The sequence below is a fragment of the Streptomyces sp. NPDC014864 genome (assembly GCF_043081525.1).
In the GTDB taxonomy this organism is placed as follows: domain Bacteria; phylum Actinomycetota; class Actinomycetes; order Streptomycetales; family Streptomycetaceae; genus Streptomyces.
Genome location: NZ_JBIBWT010000002.1, coordinates 92,112 through 107,760, shown reverse-complemented (window position 1 = coordinate 107,760; position 15,649 = coordinate 92,112). Strand labels below are relative to the sequence as shown.

The following is a 15,649-nucleotide window of genomic DNA, read 5'->3' as shown; positions in this document are numbered from 1 at the left end:
TGTGGACCAGGGCAGGGAAGGCCGAATTGCCGCTGAGGGGATTCGGGTTGCACCAGCCACTGGACGACAACAGCCATGCCGAACAAGGGTGCTGATAGTTTGTGAGGCGTGGCGCGGCAGGTTAAGCGGGCTTTCAAGTATCGCTTTTATCCCTCGGGCGTGCAGGCGGCTGAGCTGTCCCGCACGTTCGGCTGCGTCCGCCTGGTGTACAACAAGGCGCTGGAGGAGCGGACGCGGGCCTGGTACGGCGAGCAGCGACGGATCTCCTACGTGCAGTCGTCCGCTGCGCTGACGCAGTGGAAGAAAACTGGGGAACTGGCTTTTCTGGCGGAGGTGTCCTCGGTCCCGCTCCAGCAGGCTCTTCGGCATCTTCAGACGGCGTTCGGGAACTTCTTCGCCAAGCCTGCGAAGTACCCGCGCTTCAAGAGCCGGAAGAGGTCCCGGGCGTCGGCCGAGTACACCCGCAGTGCCTTCATGTGGCGCGACGGGCGCCTGACGCTGGCGAAGATGACCGAGCCCTTGGACATCCGCTGGTCGCGCCCCCTGCCGGAGGATGTCGAGCCGACGACGGTGACCGTGTCCCGCGACAGGGCGGGGCGCTGGTTCGTGTCCCTGCTCGTCGAGGACACCATCGCCCCCGCTCCGGCCACGGACTCGGCAGTCGGCCTGGATGCCGGGATCACCTCCCTGGTGACCCTGTCGACCGGGGAGAAGATCGCCAACCCGAGGCACGAGCGCCGTGACCGGACCCGACTCGCCAGGGCTCAGCGGGAGCTGTGCCGTAAGGCCAAGGGCTCGAACAACCGGGCCAAGGCCCGCCGGAAGGTCGCCCGCGTGCACGCGCGGATCGCCGACCGGCGCCGGGACTTCCTCCACAAGCTGTCGACTCGGCTCGTCCGTGAGAACCAAACGGTCGTGATCGAGGACCTCACCGTCCGCAACCTGCTGAAGAACGGCAAGCTCGCACGCGCCATCTCCGACGCATCGTGGACGGACCTGCGCTCCATGCTGGAGTACAAGTGCGCCTGGTACGGGCGTGAACTCGTCTTGGTCGACCGCTGGTTCCCCAGCTCGAAGCTGTGCGGGAACTGCGGCACGGTCCGCGAGAAGCTGCCGCTGAATGTCCGCGAGTGGACGTGCGAGTGCGGCGCCGCGCACGACCGCGACGTGAGCGCGGCACGCAACATCCTGGCCGCCGGGCCGGCGGCGTCTGCCTGTGGAGACGGTGTAAGGCCTCAACGGGAGTCCTCCCGGACGGGGCGGTCGTCGGTGAAGCAGGAAACCCAGCGGGCGACCGCTGGAACCCCCCGCCTCTAGGCAGGGGAGCAAGTCAAGTGCCGAGCTCCTTGTCCAGGAAGCCGCGCAGCCGGCGCAGCGCCCGCGCGGCGACGGCGAAGGTGACCACGTCCCGGGGGGCGGCGGTGGTGACCAGGTGGGGGATGTGGGACCGCCCGTCGCGGGTCACCTCCACCACCCGGATCTCCCCGTCGACCTCGAACTCCGTGAGCTTCCGCCCGGCGAGGTAGCCGGGGAGGGTGGAGCGGACGAGGAGGGTCTCGCCGTTGCCGAAGGTGATGTCGGGGACGAGGTGGCGGTGGAGCAGCATCTGGTGGATGCGGTTGACCGACCAGGTGACGTCGCAGACGGTCGGGATGCCGAAGCCGTCGTAGAGACCGGCGTGTCGGGGGTCGTGCACCCGGGCGAGGACGATGGGGACGCGGAAGGTCTCCTTGGCGGTGCGGGCGACGACCAGGTTGCTGTAGTCCCCGGAGGTGACGGCCACGAGCGCGTCGCTGTGGCCGATGCCCGCCTCCTCCAGCACGCTGCGGCTGAAGCCGTTGCCGACGTGGAACCGGCCCGGGAAGCCGGGCGGGAGACGGCGCCCGGCGGTCCGGTCGCGGTCGATCACGCGGATGTCGTGGTTCTCCCTGACCAGCTGGGCGGCCAGGACGGATCCCACGCGGCCGCATCCGGCGACGACGATTCTCATCGCGGGTCTCCTTCCGGTCTCGTCGCGCGTTCATCCCCCGCCTCGTCGCGCACGTCACCTTTCCGTCTCATCGCGGGTCTCCTTCCGGTCGCGGCGCGCGCCTGCGCAGCCGCGCCTTGCGCACCTCGTCGGCGAGCAGGGGCAGGACACCGACGGCGGCGAGGAGGGCCCAGTCGCCGGCCGTCAGCGCGGCGGTGTGGAACACGGCCTGCAGCAGGGGCAGATAGCTGATCGCGGCCATGATCCCGAGCCCGAGGAGGCCGGCGGCGATCAGCCACGGGTTGCCGAACACGCCCGCGCGGAAGACGCTCTCGCGCTCGGTGCGAACGGCCAGCGCGTTGAAGAACTGGCTGACGACGATGCCCGCCTGGACCATGGTGATCGCTTCGCGGTAGACGGGGTTGTCGGCGGTGAAGTCGGCGTAGGGGATGCCGGAGTCGTGGATGTGCCAGAAGAACACCGCGCAGACGCCGAGCGCCTGGATGCCGCCGAGGAACAGGATGCGGCGCACGACGGCCCGGGAGAACAGCGGTTCGGTCCGCGGCCGCGGCGGCTGGTCCATCACGTCGGACTCGGGCGGTTCGGCGCCGAGGGCGAGGGCGGGCATCACGTCCGAGCCCAGGTCGATCGCGAGGACCTGCACCGCGGTGATCGGCACCAGCGGGAAGCCGGCGAAGGTGGCGGCGAGGATGGGCGCCAGCTCGCCGATGTTGTGGCTGAAGAGGTAGACGAGGAACTTCCGGATGTTCTGGTAGACGGAGCGGCCCAGGCGCACGGCGACGGCGATGGAGCCGAAGGAGTCGTCCAGGAGCACCATCTCCGCGGCCTCGCGGGCGACGTCGGTGCCGGAGGCGCCCATCGCCACGCCGATGTCGGCGTGCTTGAGGGCCGGGGCGTCGTTGGCGCCGTCGCCGGTGACGGCGACGACGTCGCCGCGCCGCTGGAAGGCGGTGACCACCCGCATCTTGTGCTCGGGGCTCACCCGACACAGCAGCAGTTCGCCGGCGTCCGCCAGCAGCCGGTCCAGCGCCGTGTCGTCCAGGGCGTCCAGTTCCGCGCCGGTGGCCACGGTGGGCGCGGCGGACCGGACGATGCCGACGCGGCGGGCCACCGCTTCGGCCGTCAGGGGGTGGTCGCCGGTGACCATCACGATTCGGATGCCCGCCCGGTGACAGGCCTCGACGGCCTCGTACACCTCCGGCCGGGGCGGGTCCTGCATTCCGGCCAGGCCGAGCAGGGTGAGGTCCGACTCGTCCTGGTCGCGGGTCCCGGGCGGGCCGGTGGCCTCGCGTGCGGCGACGGCGAGGACCCGCAGGCCCTGCGCGGCCAGTGCGTCCGCCTCGGCCGTGACGCGCCGGCGCTCGGCGTCGGTGAGGGCCACGGCCGTACCGGAGCGGTCCAGCCGGGTGCAGCGGGTGAGGACCTCCGACGGGGCGCCCTTGACCCGCACCCGCCGGGTGCCGTTCTCGTCGTGCACGGTGCTCATCAGCTTGCGCACGGAGTCGAAAGGGTGTTCGGCGATGCGCGGTGCGTTCGCCTCCTCGGCCGCCGTGTCCAGTCCGGCCTTGGCGGCGGCCACCAGCAGCGCGCCCTCGGTGGTGTCGCCGAGGACCCGCCAGTGGCCACCGCCGGTGGGCGCCACGAGGCGGGCGTCGCAGCACAGGGCGGCCGAGCGGAGCAGTTCCCGGACCGCGTCCGGGTCGTCGACCCGCCCGTTCGGCTCGTAGCCCACCCCGGTGACGGTGTGCTCGCCGTCCGCGGCCCAGATCCGTACGACGGTCATCTCCGCCTGGGTGAGCGTGCCGGTCTTGTCGGTGCACACCACGGTGGTCGAGCCCAGCGCCTCCACGGCGAGCAGTTTCTTGACCAGGGCGTGGTGGCGGGCCATGCGCCGCACGCCGAGGGCCAGGGAGACCGAGAGGGTCGCGGGCAGGCCCTCCGGCACCAGCGCGACCATCACACCGAGCGCGAACACGAACGAGGGCACCAGTCCCTGGCCGGTGGGCAGCCGGATGGCGAACAGGGCGGCGCCGACCGCGAGGGCGGTGCCCGCGACGCGGCGGGCCATGACCGCCACCTGCCGCTGGAGCGGGGTCTTCTGCCGGGGTGCCGCCGCGGTGAGCCGGAAGATCCGGCCGAACTCGGTGGCCTGGCCGGTGGCGAAGACGACCGCGCGTGCGGTGCCGGTGATGACGTCGGTGCCCATGAACACGCAGTCGCGGGCCCGCAGGACCTCCTCGGCCGTGTCGGGTCCCGCCGTGCGGCGTACGGGGTCGCTCTCGCCGGTGATGGCGGCGTTGCTGACCGTGAGGTCGTGGGCCTCGACCACTCGGCAGTCGGCGGACACGGTGTCCCCCGCCTCCAGCACCACCAGGTCGCCCGGTACGAGGTCGCGGACCGGCACCTCCTCCAGGGCGCCGTCCCGCACCACCCGGCACCGGTGCGGCACCATCGCCTGCAGTGTCTGGGCGGTGCGCTCCGCGGAGTACTCCTGGGCGAACCCGATCGCGGCGTTGAGGACCACCACGCACAGGATCGCCACGGCGAGCTGCAGGGTGCCCGACTCGCGCGGGTCCTGCAGGGCGTAGGCGAGGAAGGTGATCCCGGAGGCGACGATCAGCACGACCGCGAACAGGTCGGTGAACTGGGCCGCCAGCTGCCGCCACACGGCGGGGCCGCGGGCGGCGGGCAGTTCGTTGGGTCCCTGGTCCAGCAGCCGTTGCCGCGCCGTCGCCGAGGCCAGTCCGCGGGGTGAGGCGTCCAGCGCGGCGAAGACGTCGGCGACGGCGAGGGTGTGGACCGGCCGCCCGGGGGACGGCGGCGGGGCGGTGGGAGCCGGGGTCGCGCCGGCCGGTCCGCCCTCCCCGGTGGGTGCCGTCCGGTCGGCGCGGGCGCGCAGCGCCTTCACGGGGTCTCGCCGGGTTCGGCACCGCCCTGGTCGAGCCGGAACGGCGGGTACGTGTCGGTCATCAGGCCGGCGTAGACGGCGACGCGCAGCACCCACCGGTTCATGCCGACGACGAGGTCGAACAGGCCGCGTGGGTAGATTCCGGTGAACAGCAGGCAGAAGCCCGCGAACACGGCGAGCAGGGCGATCAGCCCGCCGTCCCACCAGCCCAGGCGCAGGCCGCCGAGGAAGAAGGCGACGACCAGGTAGTGGGGCAGCGCCAGCAGCCACCACTTCACCAGCACCAGGCCGCGCGAGAGGCGTTCCGGGTACGTGATGGTCAGGCGGGCCGGGTAGGAGGGCTCCTCGCCGAGGCTGAACGGCGGATAGAGGTCGGTGGCCAGGGCGCCGTAGGAGTAGTACGTCACCCGCCACGACCAGCGCAGCACACCGGCGTTGAAGTCGAACAGCGGCCGGGGGTAGCGCTCGGTGAACAGGATGGCCAAGCCGGCGACGACGCTGACGAGGACGAAGGCGGTCCACAGGAAGGCCAGCACGATGTAGTGCGGAAGGGCCAGCAGCCACTTCACCAGCCACAGCCAGCGCGACAGCGGCTCGTCGAGTTCCGCGTGCACGCGCACCGGGGGCCCCGCCGGGGAAGCCGCCGGGGGGCCGCTCACGCCCGGCTCCGCTCCGGGGCCGGGGCCGTCGCGGTCTCGGCCGCGGCGCGTGCGATTTCCAGGCTGGTCTCCGGGACCTGCGCGAGCGTGTTGCTCACCGTGCAGTGGGAGACCACCGCGCGGAACGCGGGCAGCCGGTCCTCGGGCAGGGCCGGGGCGTGCACGGTCAGGGTGAGGCCGGCGACGCGGGCCGGCCGGTCGTCGGCCATGCGGAAGCGGGCGTCGACGCGCAGCCCCTCGCGGCTGATGCCGTGCCGGTCCAGGAAGCGCCCGGCGTAGTGGGCGACGCAGGAGGCGACGGACGCCACGAACAGTTCGACGGGGGTGGGCGCGGTGTCCTTGCCGCCGTCGGGCTGCGGCTGGTCGACCGTGAGGACGTGGCCGCGTACGCCGATCTCGTACGCGTCGCCCGCGACGGGCCGCACCTCGACCTGCCCGGGCGGGCCGCTGGGCGCGGGCTCCACGGCGGCGGCCTGGTAGAGCAGCATGCCCGCCAGGCGCCTGGCCTCCTCCGGCGTCAGCGACGCCCACAGCTCGCCCTTGTCCTGCGGGGTGCAGGAGGTCTCCAGGACGACCCGGTCCATGGAGGCGGGCAGTCCGGGCGGGACGAACCGGGTCACGTCGATGGTGCGGCCGCAGCGCGTTCGGATGGTCATCTCGGCTCCCTGCCGGTCGAGCCGGCCGTCGTGGCCGGCTGGTGCCGCCGGGCGCCCCCGTCGGGGGTGGCCCGTGCGGTACGGGAACGGGGTGGCTCGACGTCGAGGTCGGCGCCGCCGTAGGCGAAGGTGAGGGCCGGGTGGACCGCCACCACTCCGGGGACCGACCGGCACAGGCGCACGACGACGGGCAGGTCGGTGGCGGCGTCGAGCCGGCCGGTCAGGGTGACGACGCCCTCGTCGACCCGGACCCGGACCCGTCCGGCGTCGAGGCGCAGGGTGTGTTGCAGGACGTCGTGGCGGATCTCGTCGGCGAGGGCGGCGTCGCCGCGCAGGTAGGGCCGTAGCAGGTCGCGGCCGCTGACGAGGCCGGCCAGCCGCCCGTCGGGCCCGACGACGGGCAGCCGTCGCACCCCGTGGCGCTCCATCGTCCGGGCCGCCTCGGCGATGCTCCACCCGGGGGCGTGCCGTGACGGCGGGCGAGGTCATGAGGGCGGCGGCGGTCTCGGCGCCCACCCGCTCCGAGTCGGGCACCACGAGGCCGCGGCCCGCCTCGTGGCGCAGCAGGTCCGCCGCGGAGACCACGCCGAGGGGGCGTCCCTCGGCGTCGACGACGGGCAGCGCCGTGATCCGGTGGCGGTCCAGGGTCCGCGCGACCTCCTTGAAGGTGCAGCCGGGCCGCACGCTGACCACCTCACGGGTCATGACGTCTCCGACCGTGGAGTACCGCATGAAGTCCTCGGTTTCGCCGGTGGCAGGACCTGACGCCCCACCACCCCAAGTCGACCGCCGGCCGCCGGGCGCCGTCTGGGGCCGAACAGTCCACCCGCGCCCGCGAAGGTCCCTCGGGTCCGGCCCGGGGTGCCCGTGAGGCTCACCGCCGGTGCGGGGACTCCGTGGCGGCCCAGCGGCGGCGGACCGACTCCTCGTGCTCGGCCTGCTCCAGCGCCTGGTCGGCGGCGGCCAGTTCGGCGGTGAGCCGGGGGATCCAGTGGCGGCGCAGGGCGCGCACCCGCTGCCGGGTCCGGGTGGCCTCCTCGGTCAGCAGCGCGGCCGCGGTACGGGCCACGGCGTACTCCGCTCCGGCGCCGACGGCGTCACGGTAGGCGGCCTCGGCGTGCACCAGTGCGGTGGTGCGTGCCAGTGTCTCGCCGGGATCCCTGGCCGGGGGTGTCCAGTCACTGCCGTCGGGGTGGCGGACGCCCATCAGGGCCGCCCACCGGACGTCGAGCGTCCCCGGTGCGGCCGGCGCCGCCTCGGCCACGGCCCCCTCCCCGGCGATCACCACTCCCTTCAGCAGCCACTCCTCCGCCTCGGTGGTCAGCGCGTGCCACCGTTCCTCGGCGGCCCGCGCCGTGTCCTCCAGGGCGCGCAGGCGGTCCAGGAGCAGGCGCAGCTTCCGCTCCAGCAGGTCCGCGCCGCGCTGAGCGGCGTCCAGCCGCCTGCGCAGCCGCAGCCGCCCGGCCCGCCCGGGAGGCTGCCGCGACCGGGCGCTCACGACCCGGCCTCCGCGCCACTCGAACGGTCTTCTCCCGAGCAGGTCCCGGGGCCGTCCGAACGGCCCGGCTGCCGCCCGGTCTCCGCCCCGCCCCGACGGTCCTCTCGCGGCCCGGTCTCCACCCCGTCCGAACGGCCCGCCCGCCGCCCGGCGTCCGTGCCGCCCGGACGGTCCGCGCGTGGCTCGGCCGCCGCCCGGCCCGAACGGCCCGCCCGCGACCGGGCATCCGTGCCCTCCGCACCTCCCGCCCCCGGTCCCGCCGAGCCCGTCGCCGTGCCGCCCGCGACCGCGTCCCCGGGCGCGGGCGTGTCCGTCGCGTCGGATTGCGGGGCCGTCCCCGCCGGATGCTGGGCCGTCGCGGCGGGAGGCGGGTCCGTCGCGGCCGATGGTGGAGTCGTACCGGCCGGAGGCGGGTCCGTCGCGGCCGGAGGCGGGTCCGTCGCGGCGGGAGGCGGGTCCGTCGCGGCCGATGGTGGAGCCGTACCGGCCGGAGGCGGGGCCGTGGCGTGCAGGCGCTGGTGGAGCAGGTCCGCGGGGAGCATGGCGAGCTGGCCCGGGGGGAGGCGGAGCAGGACCTGCCAGGCACGTTCGAGTGCTTCGGTGAGCGGGCGGTTCTCGTCGGAGCGCTGGGCGACGAAGTCCCGCAGGAAGGCGTCCTCCATGTCGAGGTGACGGCGGTCCGTCGCGCTGAGCGCGGACTGCCCGATCAGGTCGGCCAGTTCGCGGACCTGCCGGGCGCGCGCCAGCGCGGCGATCAGCTGGGCGGCGACCGCCGGGTGGTCCGCCCGGGTGCGGCCCGCCCCGGCACCCGAGCGCAGCAGCCGGGAGAGCGACGACAGGGGGTCCACGGGCGGGAACACCCCGCGGGCGTGGACGGCGGGCGACAGCACGATCTGGCCCTCCGTGATGTAGCCCGTGAGGTCGGGCACCGGGTGGGTGATGTCCCCGGCCGGCATGGTCAGCACCGGCAGCACGGTCACCGATCCGGGGCGGCCGCGGATCCTGCCGCAGCGCTCGTAGAGGGAGGCGAAGTCGCTGTAGAGGTAGCCCGGGTAGGCGCGCCGGGCGGGGATCTCACCGCGGGAGGCGGAGACCTCGCGCAGCGCCTCCGCGTAGGCGGTCATGTCGCCCATCACCACCAGGACGTGACGGCCCTCGCCGAAGGCCAGGTGCTCGGCCACCGTCAGCGCGATCCGGGGGGTCAGCAGCCGCTCGATCACCGGGTCGTCCGCGGTGTTGAGGAACAGCGCCAGCTCACCCGCCGCGGCGCGCTCGCCGAGTCCCTCGCGCACCGCCAGGGCCTCGGCGTGGGTGAGCCCCATGCCGGCGAAGACGACGCTGAACGGCTCGCCCGCGCACGAGGCCTGCGCGGCGATCTGCACGGCCAGGTCCAGATGCGGCAGCCCCGCCGACGAGAACACCGGGAGCTTCTGGCCGCGCACCAGCGTGGTGAGTACGTCGATGGCGCCGATCCCGGTCAGTACGGGCTCGGCGGGCGGCTCGCGCCGTACCGGGTTGATCGGCGCGCCCGCGACCTCGGCGGTGCGCGGGCCGAAGACGGGCGGCCCGCCGTCGACCGGCTCCCCGCGCCCGTTGCACGTCCGCCCGAGCCAGCCGGGCCCGACGGGGACGCGCAGCGGAGCGCCGGTGAACGCCACCCGGGTGCGGCGGGGGTCCATCCCGGCGGTGCCCTCCAGGGCCTGTACGACGGCCAGGTCCCGGTCGACCTCCAGCACGAGCCCGTGGCGCAGCTCGCCGTCCGCGAGGCGGATCAGGGCGAACTCGTCCCAGCCGACGCCCGCCACGCCGTCGACCAGGACCAGCGGCCCGCGCAGCTCGCGTACGGCGGTGTACTCGACCTCGGTCACGGCACCTCCTCCAGCCGGGCCAGCACGGTGTCCCGGGCGGCGCCGATGCCCGCGGTGTCCGTCGGGCCGGCCTCCTCGCGCACCCGCAGCAGCGGCGTGAAGTCGACCTCCTCCACGGCGTCGGCGCGGGCCGCGGTGTCCGCCGTCCGCGCGCAGCTCTCGGCCACCGCCAGCACCGCGTCGGCGAGGGCGGCCGTCCGGGCGGGCGAGCAGTAGGCGTCCGCCGGGGACAGCGCGCTCTGCTGGAGCAGCCCCTCGCGCACCAGGCGCCCGGCGAGCACGCTCATCCGCTCGGCCGGGGGCAGGGCCGTGATGCCGACGAGTTCGACGAGGTCGGCGAGCCGGTCCGCCTCCGCCAGCAGGCGGGCCACGCGTTCGCGGCGCTCGGCCCAGTCGGGGTCGGCCTGGCCGGCGGGGCCGCGGGCGAGGGTGGCCGTGTCCCGGGAGAAGGAGTCCGCCCAGGAGACCGCGGGGTAGTGCCGGGCGTAGGCGAGGTCGCGGTCCAGGGCCCACAGGCAGCGCACGAAGCGCTCGGTGTGGGCGGTGACGGGCTCGGTGAAGTCCCCGCCGGGCGGCGAGACGGCGCCGAACAGGGTGACCGACCCGGTGCTGCCGCCGAGGGTCCGCACCGCCGCTGCCCGCTCGTAGAAGGCCGCCAGCCGGGAGGCGAGACCGGCCGGGTAGCCCTCCTCGGCCGGGAGCTCCCCCATGCGGGCGGCGAACTCGCGCAGCGCCTCGGCCCAGCGGGAGGTGGAGTCGGCGATCACCACCACGTCGAGTCCCATGTCGCGGAAGTACTCGGCGACCGTGGCGGCGGTGTGCACGCCGGCCTCGCGGGCCATCATCGGCATGTCGGAGGTGTTGGCGAGGACGACGGTGCGGTCGGCCAGCAGGCCGCCGGTGCGCGGGTCCTCCAGCCGGGACAGCTCGGCGATCACCTCGGCCATCTCGTTGCCGCGTTCGCCGCATCCGACGTAGACGATCACGTCCGCGTCGCACCACTTGGCGATCTGCTGGAGCAGCATCGTCTTGCCGGTGCCGAAGCCGCCGGGGACGGCGACGGTGCTGCCGCGCGCCACGGGGAAGAGCAGGTCGATGACGCGCTGGCCGGTGATCAGCGCGGTGGTCGCCGCGAGGCGCTCCCGCACGGGCCGCGGCGCGCGCACGCCGCAGGGTTCGGCGAGCCGTACGGGGGTGCCGCCGACGACGGCCAGCACGTCCTCCTCGCCGTACCGCCCGGCGGGCGCGAGGTCCGCGACGGTGCCGGAGGAGCCCGCGGGGACCAGGATCCGCAGGCCGGGGCCGGGACCGCCCGGCACGTCGCCGAGGACGTCGCCGGGAGCCACCCGCTGTCCTTCGGCGGCGCGGGGGGTGAAGGGCCAGGTGCGTCCGGCGTCGGCGGACCGGGCGGCCGGGGCGGCGAGCAGCCGGTCGCCGGCGGCGGAGAGCGGGCGCAGCAGGCCGTCGAAGACACCGCCGAGCAGGCCGGGCCCGAGCCGTACGGTGAGCGGGCGGCCCTGCGGCCGGGCGGGGTGGCCGGGGGCCAGTCCGCCGGTGTAGGCGTAGGCCTGGGCGGTGGCGAGGTCTTCCTTGATGGCGACGACCTCGGCGGGCAGCCGGGCCTCGCCCAGGAGCACCAGGTCGTGCATGGCGATTCCGGGGACGTAGCCGAACTGGACCAGCGGTCCGGCCACCCGGACCACCGAGGACGCCGGGGCGGGGGCCTCCGTCACGGCGTCCACAGCTCCTGGACCCGGGAGCCGAAGCGGTCGAGCGCGCGTTCGGCGAGGGCGGCCGGGGTCAGGTCGAGCCGGCGTCCGGGCGCCTCGGCGACGATCCCGCCGTCCGCGCCGGGGCGGACGACGGCGTCGGCGCCGAGCGTGTCGCGGGCCCGCCGGGTGAGCGCGTCGAGCAGGCCGTCGCGGTCCCCCGCCGCCGTCCGCACGCCGTCGGCGACCTGCCGGCGGAACTCCTCGTACGCCTCGCGGCGGGCGGCCAGCCGGGCCCGCGCGGCGTCTTGACGGGCGTGGACGAGTTCCCGGGCCGCGGCGGCGACGCCGTCCCGGCGACCGGCCGCGCGGGCCCGGGTCAGGATCGCGTCGGCCCGCGCGCCGGCGGCCTCCAGGGTGGCCCGCGCCTCGGTCCGGGCGCGGGCCACCGCGACCGCGCGGGCCTCGCAGGCCTCGGCGAGGAGGGCCTCGCGGACCGGCTCCAGGCCGTCGTCGGCGCGGACGCGCGGCGCCGTCATACCGGCAGCACCACCGTCAGCGGGGTCTGTGTGTCGAGCCGGGCGCCCAGCGCCTCGGCCGCCCGGGGGGTGAGAACGACCAGGGCGACCTCCGGGGGCAGGGCCTGCCAGGCCTCTCTCGCCGCCTCGGGGCCCTCGGCCGCGTGCACGACCACTCCGGCGAGGGCCAGCCCGCAGACGCGGTCCCGCTCCCCGATGGCGGCCACCGTCGACATCGTTCAGGCCTTTCCGATGAGCAGGATCGCGACGACCAGTCCGTAGACGGCGATCCCCTCGGCCAGGCCGACGATCACCATGGCCCGGCCGAACAGCTCGGGCCGCTCGCTGAGGGCCGCGAGGGCCGCGGCCCCGGTGTAGGCGACGGCGGCGGCCGCCCCGATCGACGCTCCGCCCACCGCGATGGCGGCCGCGATCAGGGCGGTGCCGTTGGAGCCGTCCGCGCCCGCGGTGCCGGCGGCCTGGGCGGCCGAGGACAGCGTCGTCAGCACCAGCAGGAGGGCGCCGCCGAGGAGCACCGCGTCGGCGGCGAGGATCCACCTCAGGGCCTGCCGGGGCCGCCGTCGCGCGAGGGTGCGCACGGCGGCCAGCACCGCGCCGACGAGGGGCAGGACGATCATCCAGGTGAGCATGCGGCCACCTCCGGATCGGTGCCGGCCGGCACCGGGCCGGCCGGCTGGACGTACCAGGGACGGAACGGCCGGCCCTGGAACTCGAAGAGCCGGGAGAAGAGTTCGTAGTACTCCAGCCTCAGCGCCTGCACGCCGGCCACCAGGGCCTCCAGCGCGAAGGTGACGGCGGTTCCCACCACGAGGACGGCGGCGGCGCCGGCGAGCGCGGCGCCGCCGTGCCGGGCCAGTCCGGCGGTGCCCCCCCAGACGACGTCGGCGAGGGCGGCGTGCGTGAGCCCGAAGGCGGCCAGCCGGGCGAAGGAGAGCGTGTTGGTGCCGACGCGGACGACCACGTCGAGCAGGCGTACGGCCGTCTCGGTGCCGCCCTCCAGGCCGCCCGCCGTGGTGCGGAAGATGCCGACCGCGGTGAGTCCGAGCCCCAGCACGGCGACCGACGCGCCCGCGGTGGCGGGCGCCGTGCGGTGCGTGGCGAGCGCCAGTACGGCGAGCGCGAGTCCGAGGTGGACGGCGAGCCCGGCACAGCCCGTCGACGCGTACACGGCCCGGCCCGGCCCCTGTTCGCGCCACCGGTTGACGGCGCCCGCCCCGTGGGCCAGTGCCAGCAGCAGGGCGCCGAACCCCACGGCGGCGATCAGCAGCCGCTCCGGGTCCTCCAGCGGGTTCAGCCACAGCACCGGCAGGAGGTGGGTGGGGCCGAAGAACTCCCCGTAGGCGAAGCCCGCCAGGATGCCGCACACCCCGGCGCCCACGAGGAACGGCCAGGCCGCGCGGACGCCGGCCAGGCGGCGGGGCGCCCGGCGCCACAGCAGCAGGCCCGTCAGCACCAGCAGGGCCCCGTGGCCGACGTCACCGAACATGATCCCGAACATCACCACGTACGCGATCCCGGCCGGCCAGGACGGGTCGAGGTCGGCGTACGGCACGGTGCCGTAGGCCGACACCAGCGGGGTGAAGGACGCGCGGCGGGGCGCTCGCGCGCCGCGCAGCAGGGTGGGCGGCTCCACTCCCCGGGGGCGGCGCAGACGTACGAGCGCGGCGCCGGTGCCCCGCAGCCGGTCGGCCGTCCCCGCCACGGCGCCGGACGGGCACCAGCCGGGCAGCGCCGTGACCTCGCCCTGCCGGACGGCGCTGCGGGCACGTTCCTCCAGTTCGGCCTCGCCCTTGAGCAGAGCCCGGGCGGTCACCGATACGGGCTCGTCCGGGCCGGGAGGTTCCGGGGCCAGCAGCGGCGGACCGGGATGGCCGCCGGCCGCCTGGAGGCGGCGCGCGGCCGGCCCGGGCTCCAGCCCCTCCGCCACGTCCAGTTCCACGCAGCCCGCCTCGGCCACCCGCAGCAGGGCGTCGCGCAGCCCGGTGCGCGGGACCACGAGGGCCACGCGGCGCATCCTGACCGGCAGCAGGGTCTCAGACCAGGGCATCGAGCACCTCCGGCCGAGCGCCGCCGCGCGCCGCCAGCGCGAGGGCGGCCCGTACCGCCCAGGCGTCCGCGGAGAGCACGGCGACCGCGCCGACAACGGCCGTGGCGTCGTGCCGCACCGTGTGCGCCATGCTCCGGCCGTCCGCCTCCAGCGTGTGCCACCAGCGCAGTTCGGCCCGCCAGAGGTCCGCCGGGGCGTCGACGCCGGCCACGACCCAGGCGGCCGCGGGCGGCAGGGCGCGGCGGAAGTCGGCCCAGGAGGCCGCGTTCACGGCCCGTGCGCCCAGGACGGCCGTGGCGCCGCGGCGGGCGCCGGCGGCGGGGGCACGCCCGTGCACGAAACGTTCCCGGGCGGTGAGCAGGGCGGCCCGGCCGGCCGCCCAGCGGCGGGCGCCGGGGACGGCCGCGGCGGTGTGCAGCGCGGCCGTGAGCCGCATCGAGGTCAGGATCGCGGCGGGTGTCTCGTCCCCGGGGTCGCCCCAGGAGGAGGCCGTGAGTGCGGCCCGCAGCGCGCCCCGCGTGCCCGCCCGGGACAGGCCGCGCCACGCGGTGGCCAGGGCGCCCAGGTCGTAGGGCGGCACGACGGGGGTCACCGCGTACGCCGGCGGGGTGGTCCCCCGCTCCTGGGGCGCGGTGCCCGCGCCGTCGGCCGGTGCCGCGTACGGGGGTTCCGTGGAGGCCGGTTCGCCGGTCGCCGGACGGCGTCTCGCCTGGTGGCCGGTCGCCGGTTCGCCGTCGGCCGCTTCTCCGGGGGCCGGACCCGCGCGCGGCGCTTCCGCGTGCGGTGGCTCGGTGGGAGGTGACTCGGTGGGCGCCGGAGCGGGGGCCGCCGGAGACGGGCGCAGGCGGGCCGCGACGTTGGCGATCTCGAAGCCCGCGGCGAGCGGGCGCAGTATCGTCACTCCGCCGCGGGGCAGCCACCCGGCGAGGACCCGCAGATGCCACAGCAGGGTGGCCGCCACGGCCCGCTGGGCCGCGGGCAGCGAGGCGGCGGCCCGCACCCGGGAGTGGTAGGGAGTGCCCGCCAGCAGTCGCAGCGCCTCGTCGAGGCCGGACGTACGGGCCAGTTCCCGGGCGCCGTCCGGGCCGGTGCAGCGGGAGGCGAGGGCGCGGGCCCTGATCGCTCCCGCCACCCACCCGGCGCTCATCCGGGTCCCCCGCCGTCGTCCGGTACGCGCAGGGCGTCCCGGACGACCCGTGCCACCAGAGCGGGCATCCTGTCCTCGGCCCGGCGCCGCAGCGCGCGTGCCGCCGCGCCGCCGTCCCGGCGGATGCGGTCCGCCTCCTCGGCGACGGCGCCGCGTCCGGCGGCGAACCCGGCCGCGCGGGCCCCGGCCCGTCCGGCGAGGGCACCGGTCACGATCTCCTCGGCCCGCTCCCGGGCCTCCCGGCGCACCGCGTCGGCGTCCCGCCGTCCCGCGCGGCGGATCTCGTCGGCCTCCTCCTGGGCGGCGGCGAGCAGAGCGAACAGCGGCCGCACCTCCGTCGCACGTTCCGCCGCGCGGTCGGCGGGCACGCCGACGGCCGCTGCTCCGGCGGTGCCGACGCGACGGAAGCGGGCGAGGAAGTCGAGGAAGTCACGGAATCGCAGCACCATGTTCTCCGGGTCCTCTCCGGACCCTCTCCGGATCCTCTCCGGCTTCTCCGGATCCTCTCCGGGGGGCTTCATGCTTCAGTCTCAGCCTCCACCCGCACCGTGTCCTGCGTTGAGGGGCTGGCGTGCCTCCATCGGTGGACCGTCCGGCCCTAGGCGGCCGGCACCCGGCGGCCGGAGTT

Annotated in this window: 15 protein-coding genes and 1 pseudogene; 1 reads left to right on the top strand and 15 read right to left on the bottom strand. The window is 75.9% G+C overall.

Annotation, left to right across the window (positions count from 1 at the left end; all coding sequences use genetic code 11):
* Positions 1 to 108 precede the first annotated feature (108 nt).
* Positions 109 to 1,317: an RNA-guided endonuclease InsQ/TnpB family protein gene (locus ACF1A5_RS04395; RefSeq protein ID WP_392191310.1), complete on the top strand. Its 1,209-nt coding sequence runs from the start codon at positions 109 to 111 to the stop codon at positions 1,315 to 1,317.
* A 13-nt stretch (positions 1,318 to 1,330) separates the two neighbouring features.
* Here ACF1A5_RS04395 and ACF1A5_RS04390 read toward each other — a convergent pair whose 3' ends face one another.
* The 15 genes and pseudogenes from ACF1A5_RS04390 to ACF1A5_RS04320 all read right to left on the bottom strand — a co-directional run bounded on the left by ACF1A5_RS04390 (position 1,331) and on the right by ACF1A5_RS04320 (position 15,470).
* Entirely contained in the window at positions 1,331 to 1,990 is a 660-nt protein-coding gene (locus ACF1A5_RS04390; RefSeq protein ID WP_392191309.1) for a potassium channel family protein, read from the bottom strand.
* A 67-nt stretch (positions 1,991 to 2,057) separates the two neighbouring features.
* Complete coding sequence (locus ACF1A5_RS04385; protein WP_392191308.1) at positions 2,058 to 4,898, bottom strand: cation-translocating P-type ATPase; 2,841 nt, start codon at positions 4,896 to 4,898, stop codon at positions 2,058 to 2,060.
* On the bottom strand, positions 4,895 to 5,557 hold the full coding sequence (locus ACF1A5_RS04380) for a DUF4389 domain-containing protein (RefSeq protein WP_392191307.1): 663 nt from the start codon (positions 5,555 to 5,557) through the stop codon (positions 4,895 to 4,897). The genes ACF1A5_RS04385 and ACF1A5_RS04380 overlap by 4 nt, the downstream gene beginning before the upstream one ends.
* A complete protein-coding gene (locus ACF1A5_RS04375) occupies positions 5,554 to 6,213 on the bottom strand; it encodes an OsmC family protein (RefSeq protein ID WP_392191674.1) in 660 nt (219 codons plus the stop codon). The genes ACF1A5_RS04380 and ACF1A5_RS04375 overlap by 4 nt, the downstream gene beginning before the upstream one ends.
* The gene (locus tag ACF1A5_RS04370; protein ID WP_392191306.1) at positions 6,210 to 6,626 is read right to left on the bottom strand and encodes a BON domain-containing protein; all 417 of its coding nucleotides are present in this window, start codon (positions 6,624 to 6,626) and stop codon (positions 6,210 to 6,212) included. Before ACF1A5_RS04370 ends, ACF1A5_RS04375 begins: the two co-directional genes overlap by 4 nt.
* A 202-nt stretch (positions 6,627 to 6,828) precedes the next feature.
* Positions 6,829 to 6,918 (bottom strand): annotated as a pseudogene (locus tag ACF1A5_RS04365) (CBS domain-containing protein); the annotation flags it as partial.
* A gap of 169 nt (positions 6,919 to 7,087) precedes the next feature.
* On the bottom strand, positions 7,088 to 7,711 hold the full coding sequence (locus ACF1A5_RS04360; protein ID WP_392191305.1) for a V-type ATP synthase subunit D: 624 nt from the start codon (positions 7,709 to 7,711) through the stop codon (positions 7,088 to 7,090).
* Positions 7,708 to 9,579, bottom strand: coding sequence for a V-type ATP synthase subunit B (locus tag ACF1A5_RS04355; protein WP_392191304.1), 1,872 nt, complete (start codon positions 9,577 to 9,579; stop codon positions 7,708 to 7,710). Before ACF1A5_RS04355 ends, ACF1A5_RS04360 begins: the two co-directional genes overlap by 4 nt.
* On the bottom strand, positions 9,576 to 11,312 hold the full coding sequence (locus tag ACF1A5_RS04350; RefSeq protein ID WP_392191303.1) for a V-type ATP synthase subunit A: 1,737 nt from the start codon (positions 11,310 to 11,312) through the stop codon (positions 9,576 to 9,578). Before ACF1A5_RS04350 ends, ACF1A5_RS04355 begins: the two co-directional genes overlap by 4 nt.
* Complete coding sequence (locus ACF1A5_RS04345) at positions 11,309 to 11,827, bottom strand: hypothetical protein (protein WP_392191302.1); 519 nt, start codon at positions 11,825 to 11,827, stop codon at positions 11,309 to 11,311. The genes ACF1A5_RS04350 and ACF1A5_RS04345 overlap by 4 nt, the downstream gene beginning before the upstream one ends.
* Positions 11,824 to 12,042 carry a V-type ATP synthase subunit F gene (locus tag ACF1A5_RS04340; protein ID WP_392191301.1) on the bottom strand — a complete coding sequence of 73 codons (219 nt, stop codon included), beginning with the start codon at positions 12,040 to 12,042 and terminating at the stop codon, positions 11,824 to 11,826. The genes ACF1A5_RS04345 and ACF1A5_RS04340 overlap by 4 nt, the downstream gene beginning before the upstream one ends.
* A gap of 3 nt (positions 12,043 to 12,045) precedes the next feature.
* Positions 12,046 to 12,456, bottom strand: a complete 411-nt coding sequence (locus ACF1A5_RS04335) for an ATP synthase subunit C (protein ID WP_392191300.1) — start codon at positions 12,454 to 12,456, stop codon at positions 12,046 to 12,048.
* The gene (locus tag ACF1A5_RS04330) at positions 12,441 to 13,874 is read right to left on the bottom strand and encodes a V-type ATPase 116kDa subunit family protein (RefSeq protein WP_392191299.1); all 1,434 of its coding nucleotides are present in this window, start codon (positions 13,872 to 13,874) and stop codon (positions 12,441 to 12,443) included. The genes ACF1A5_RS04335 and ACF1A5_RS04330 overlap by 16 nt, the downstream gene beginning before the upstream one ends.
* A complete protein-coding gene (locus ACF1A5_RS04325; RefSeq protein ID WP_392191298.1) occupies positions 13,861 to 15,021 on the bottom strand; it encodes a hypothetical protein in 1,161 nt (386 codons plus the stop codon). Before ACF1A5_RS04325 ends, ACF1A5_RS04330 begins: the two co-directional genes overlap by 14 nt.
* Complete coding sequence (locus ACF1A5_RS04320; protein WP_392191297.1) at positions 15,018 to 15,470, bottom strand: hypothetical protein; 453 nt, start codon at positions 15,468 to 15,470, stop codon at positions 15,018 to 15,020. The genes ACF1A5_RS04325 and ACF1A5_RS04320 overlap by 4 nt, the downstream gene beginning before the upstream one ends.
* Positions 15,471 to 15,649: the final 179 nt, after the last annotated feature.

What these genes read in the sequence shown, in the direction of transcription:
- ACF1A5_RS04345 (WP_392191302.1), bottom strand. Translation starts at nt 11,827, where the DNA reads ATGACGGCGCCGCGCGTCCGCGCCGACGACGGCCTGGAGCCGGTCCGC.
- ACF1A5_RS04390 (WP_392191309.1), bottom strand. Translation starts at nt 1,990, where the DNA reads ATGAGAATCGTCGTCGCCGGATGCGGCCGCGTGGGATCCGTCCTGGCC.
- ACF1A5_RS04335 (WP_392191300.1), bottom strand. Translation starts at nt 12,456, where the DNA reads ATGCTCACCTGGATGATCGTCCTGCCCCTCGTCGGCGCGGTGCTGGCC.
- ACF1A5_RS04330 (WP_392191299.1), bottom strand. Translation starts at nt 13,874, where the DNA reads ATGCCCTGGTCTGAGACCCTGCTGCCGGTCAGGATGCGCCGCGTGGCC.
- ACF1A5_RS04375 (WP_392191674.1), bottom strand. Translation starts at nt 6,213, where the DNA reads ATGACCATCCGAACGCGCTGCGGCCGCACCATCGACGTGACCCGGTTC.
- ACF1A5_RS04320 (WP_392191297.1), bottom strand. Translation starts at nt 15,470, where the DNA reads ATGGTGCTGCGATTCCGTGACTTCCTCGACTTCCTCGCCCGCTTCCGT.
- ACF1A5_RS04340 (WP_392191301.1), bottom strand. Translation starts at nt 12,042, where the DNA reads ATGTCGACGGTGGCCGCCATCGGGGAGCGGGACCGCGTCTGCGGGCTG.
- ACF1A5_RS04325 (WP_392191298.1), bottom strand. Translation starts at nt 15,021, where the DNA reads ATGAGCGCCGGGTGGGTGGCGGGAGCGATCAGGGCCCGCGCCCTCGCC.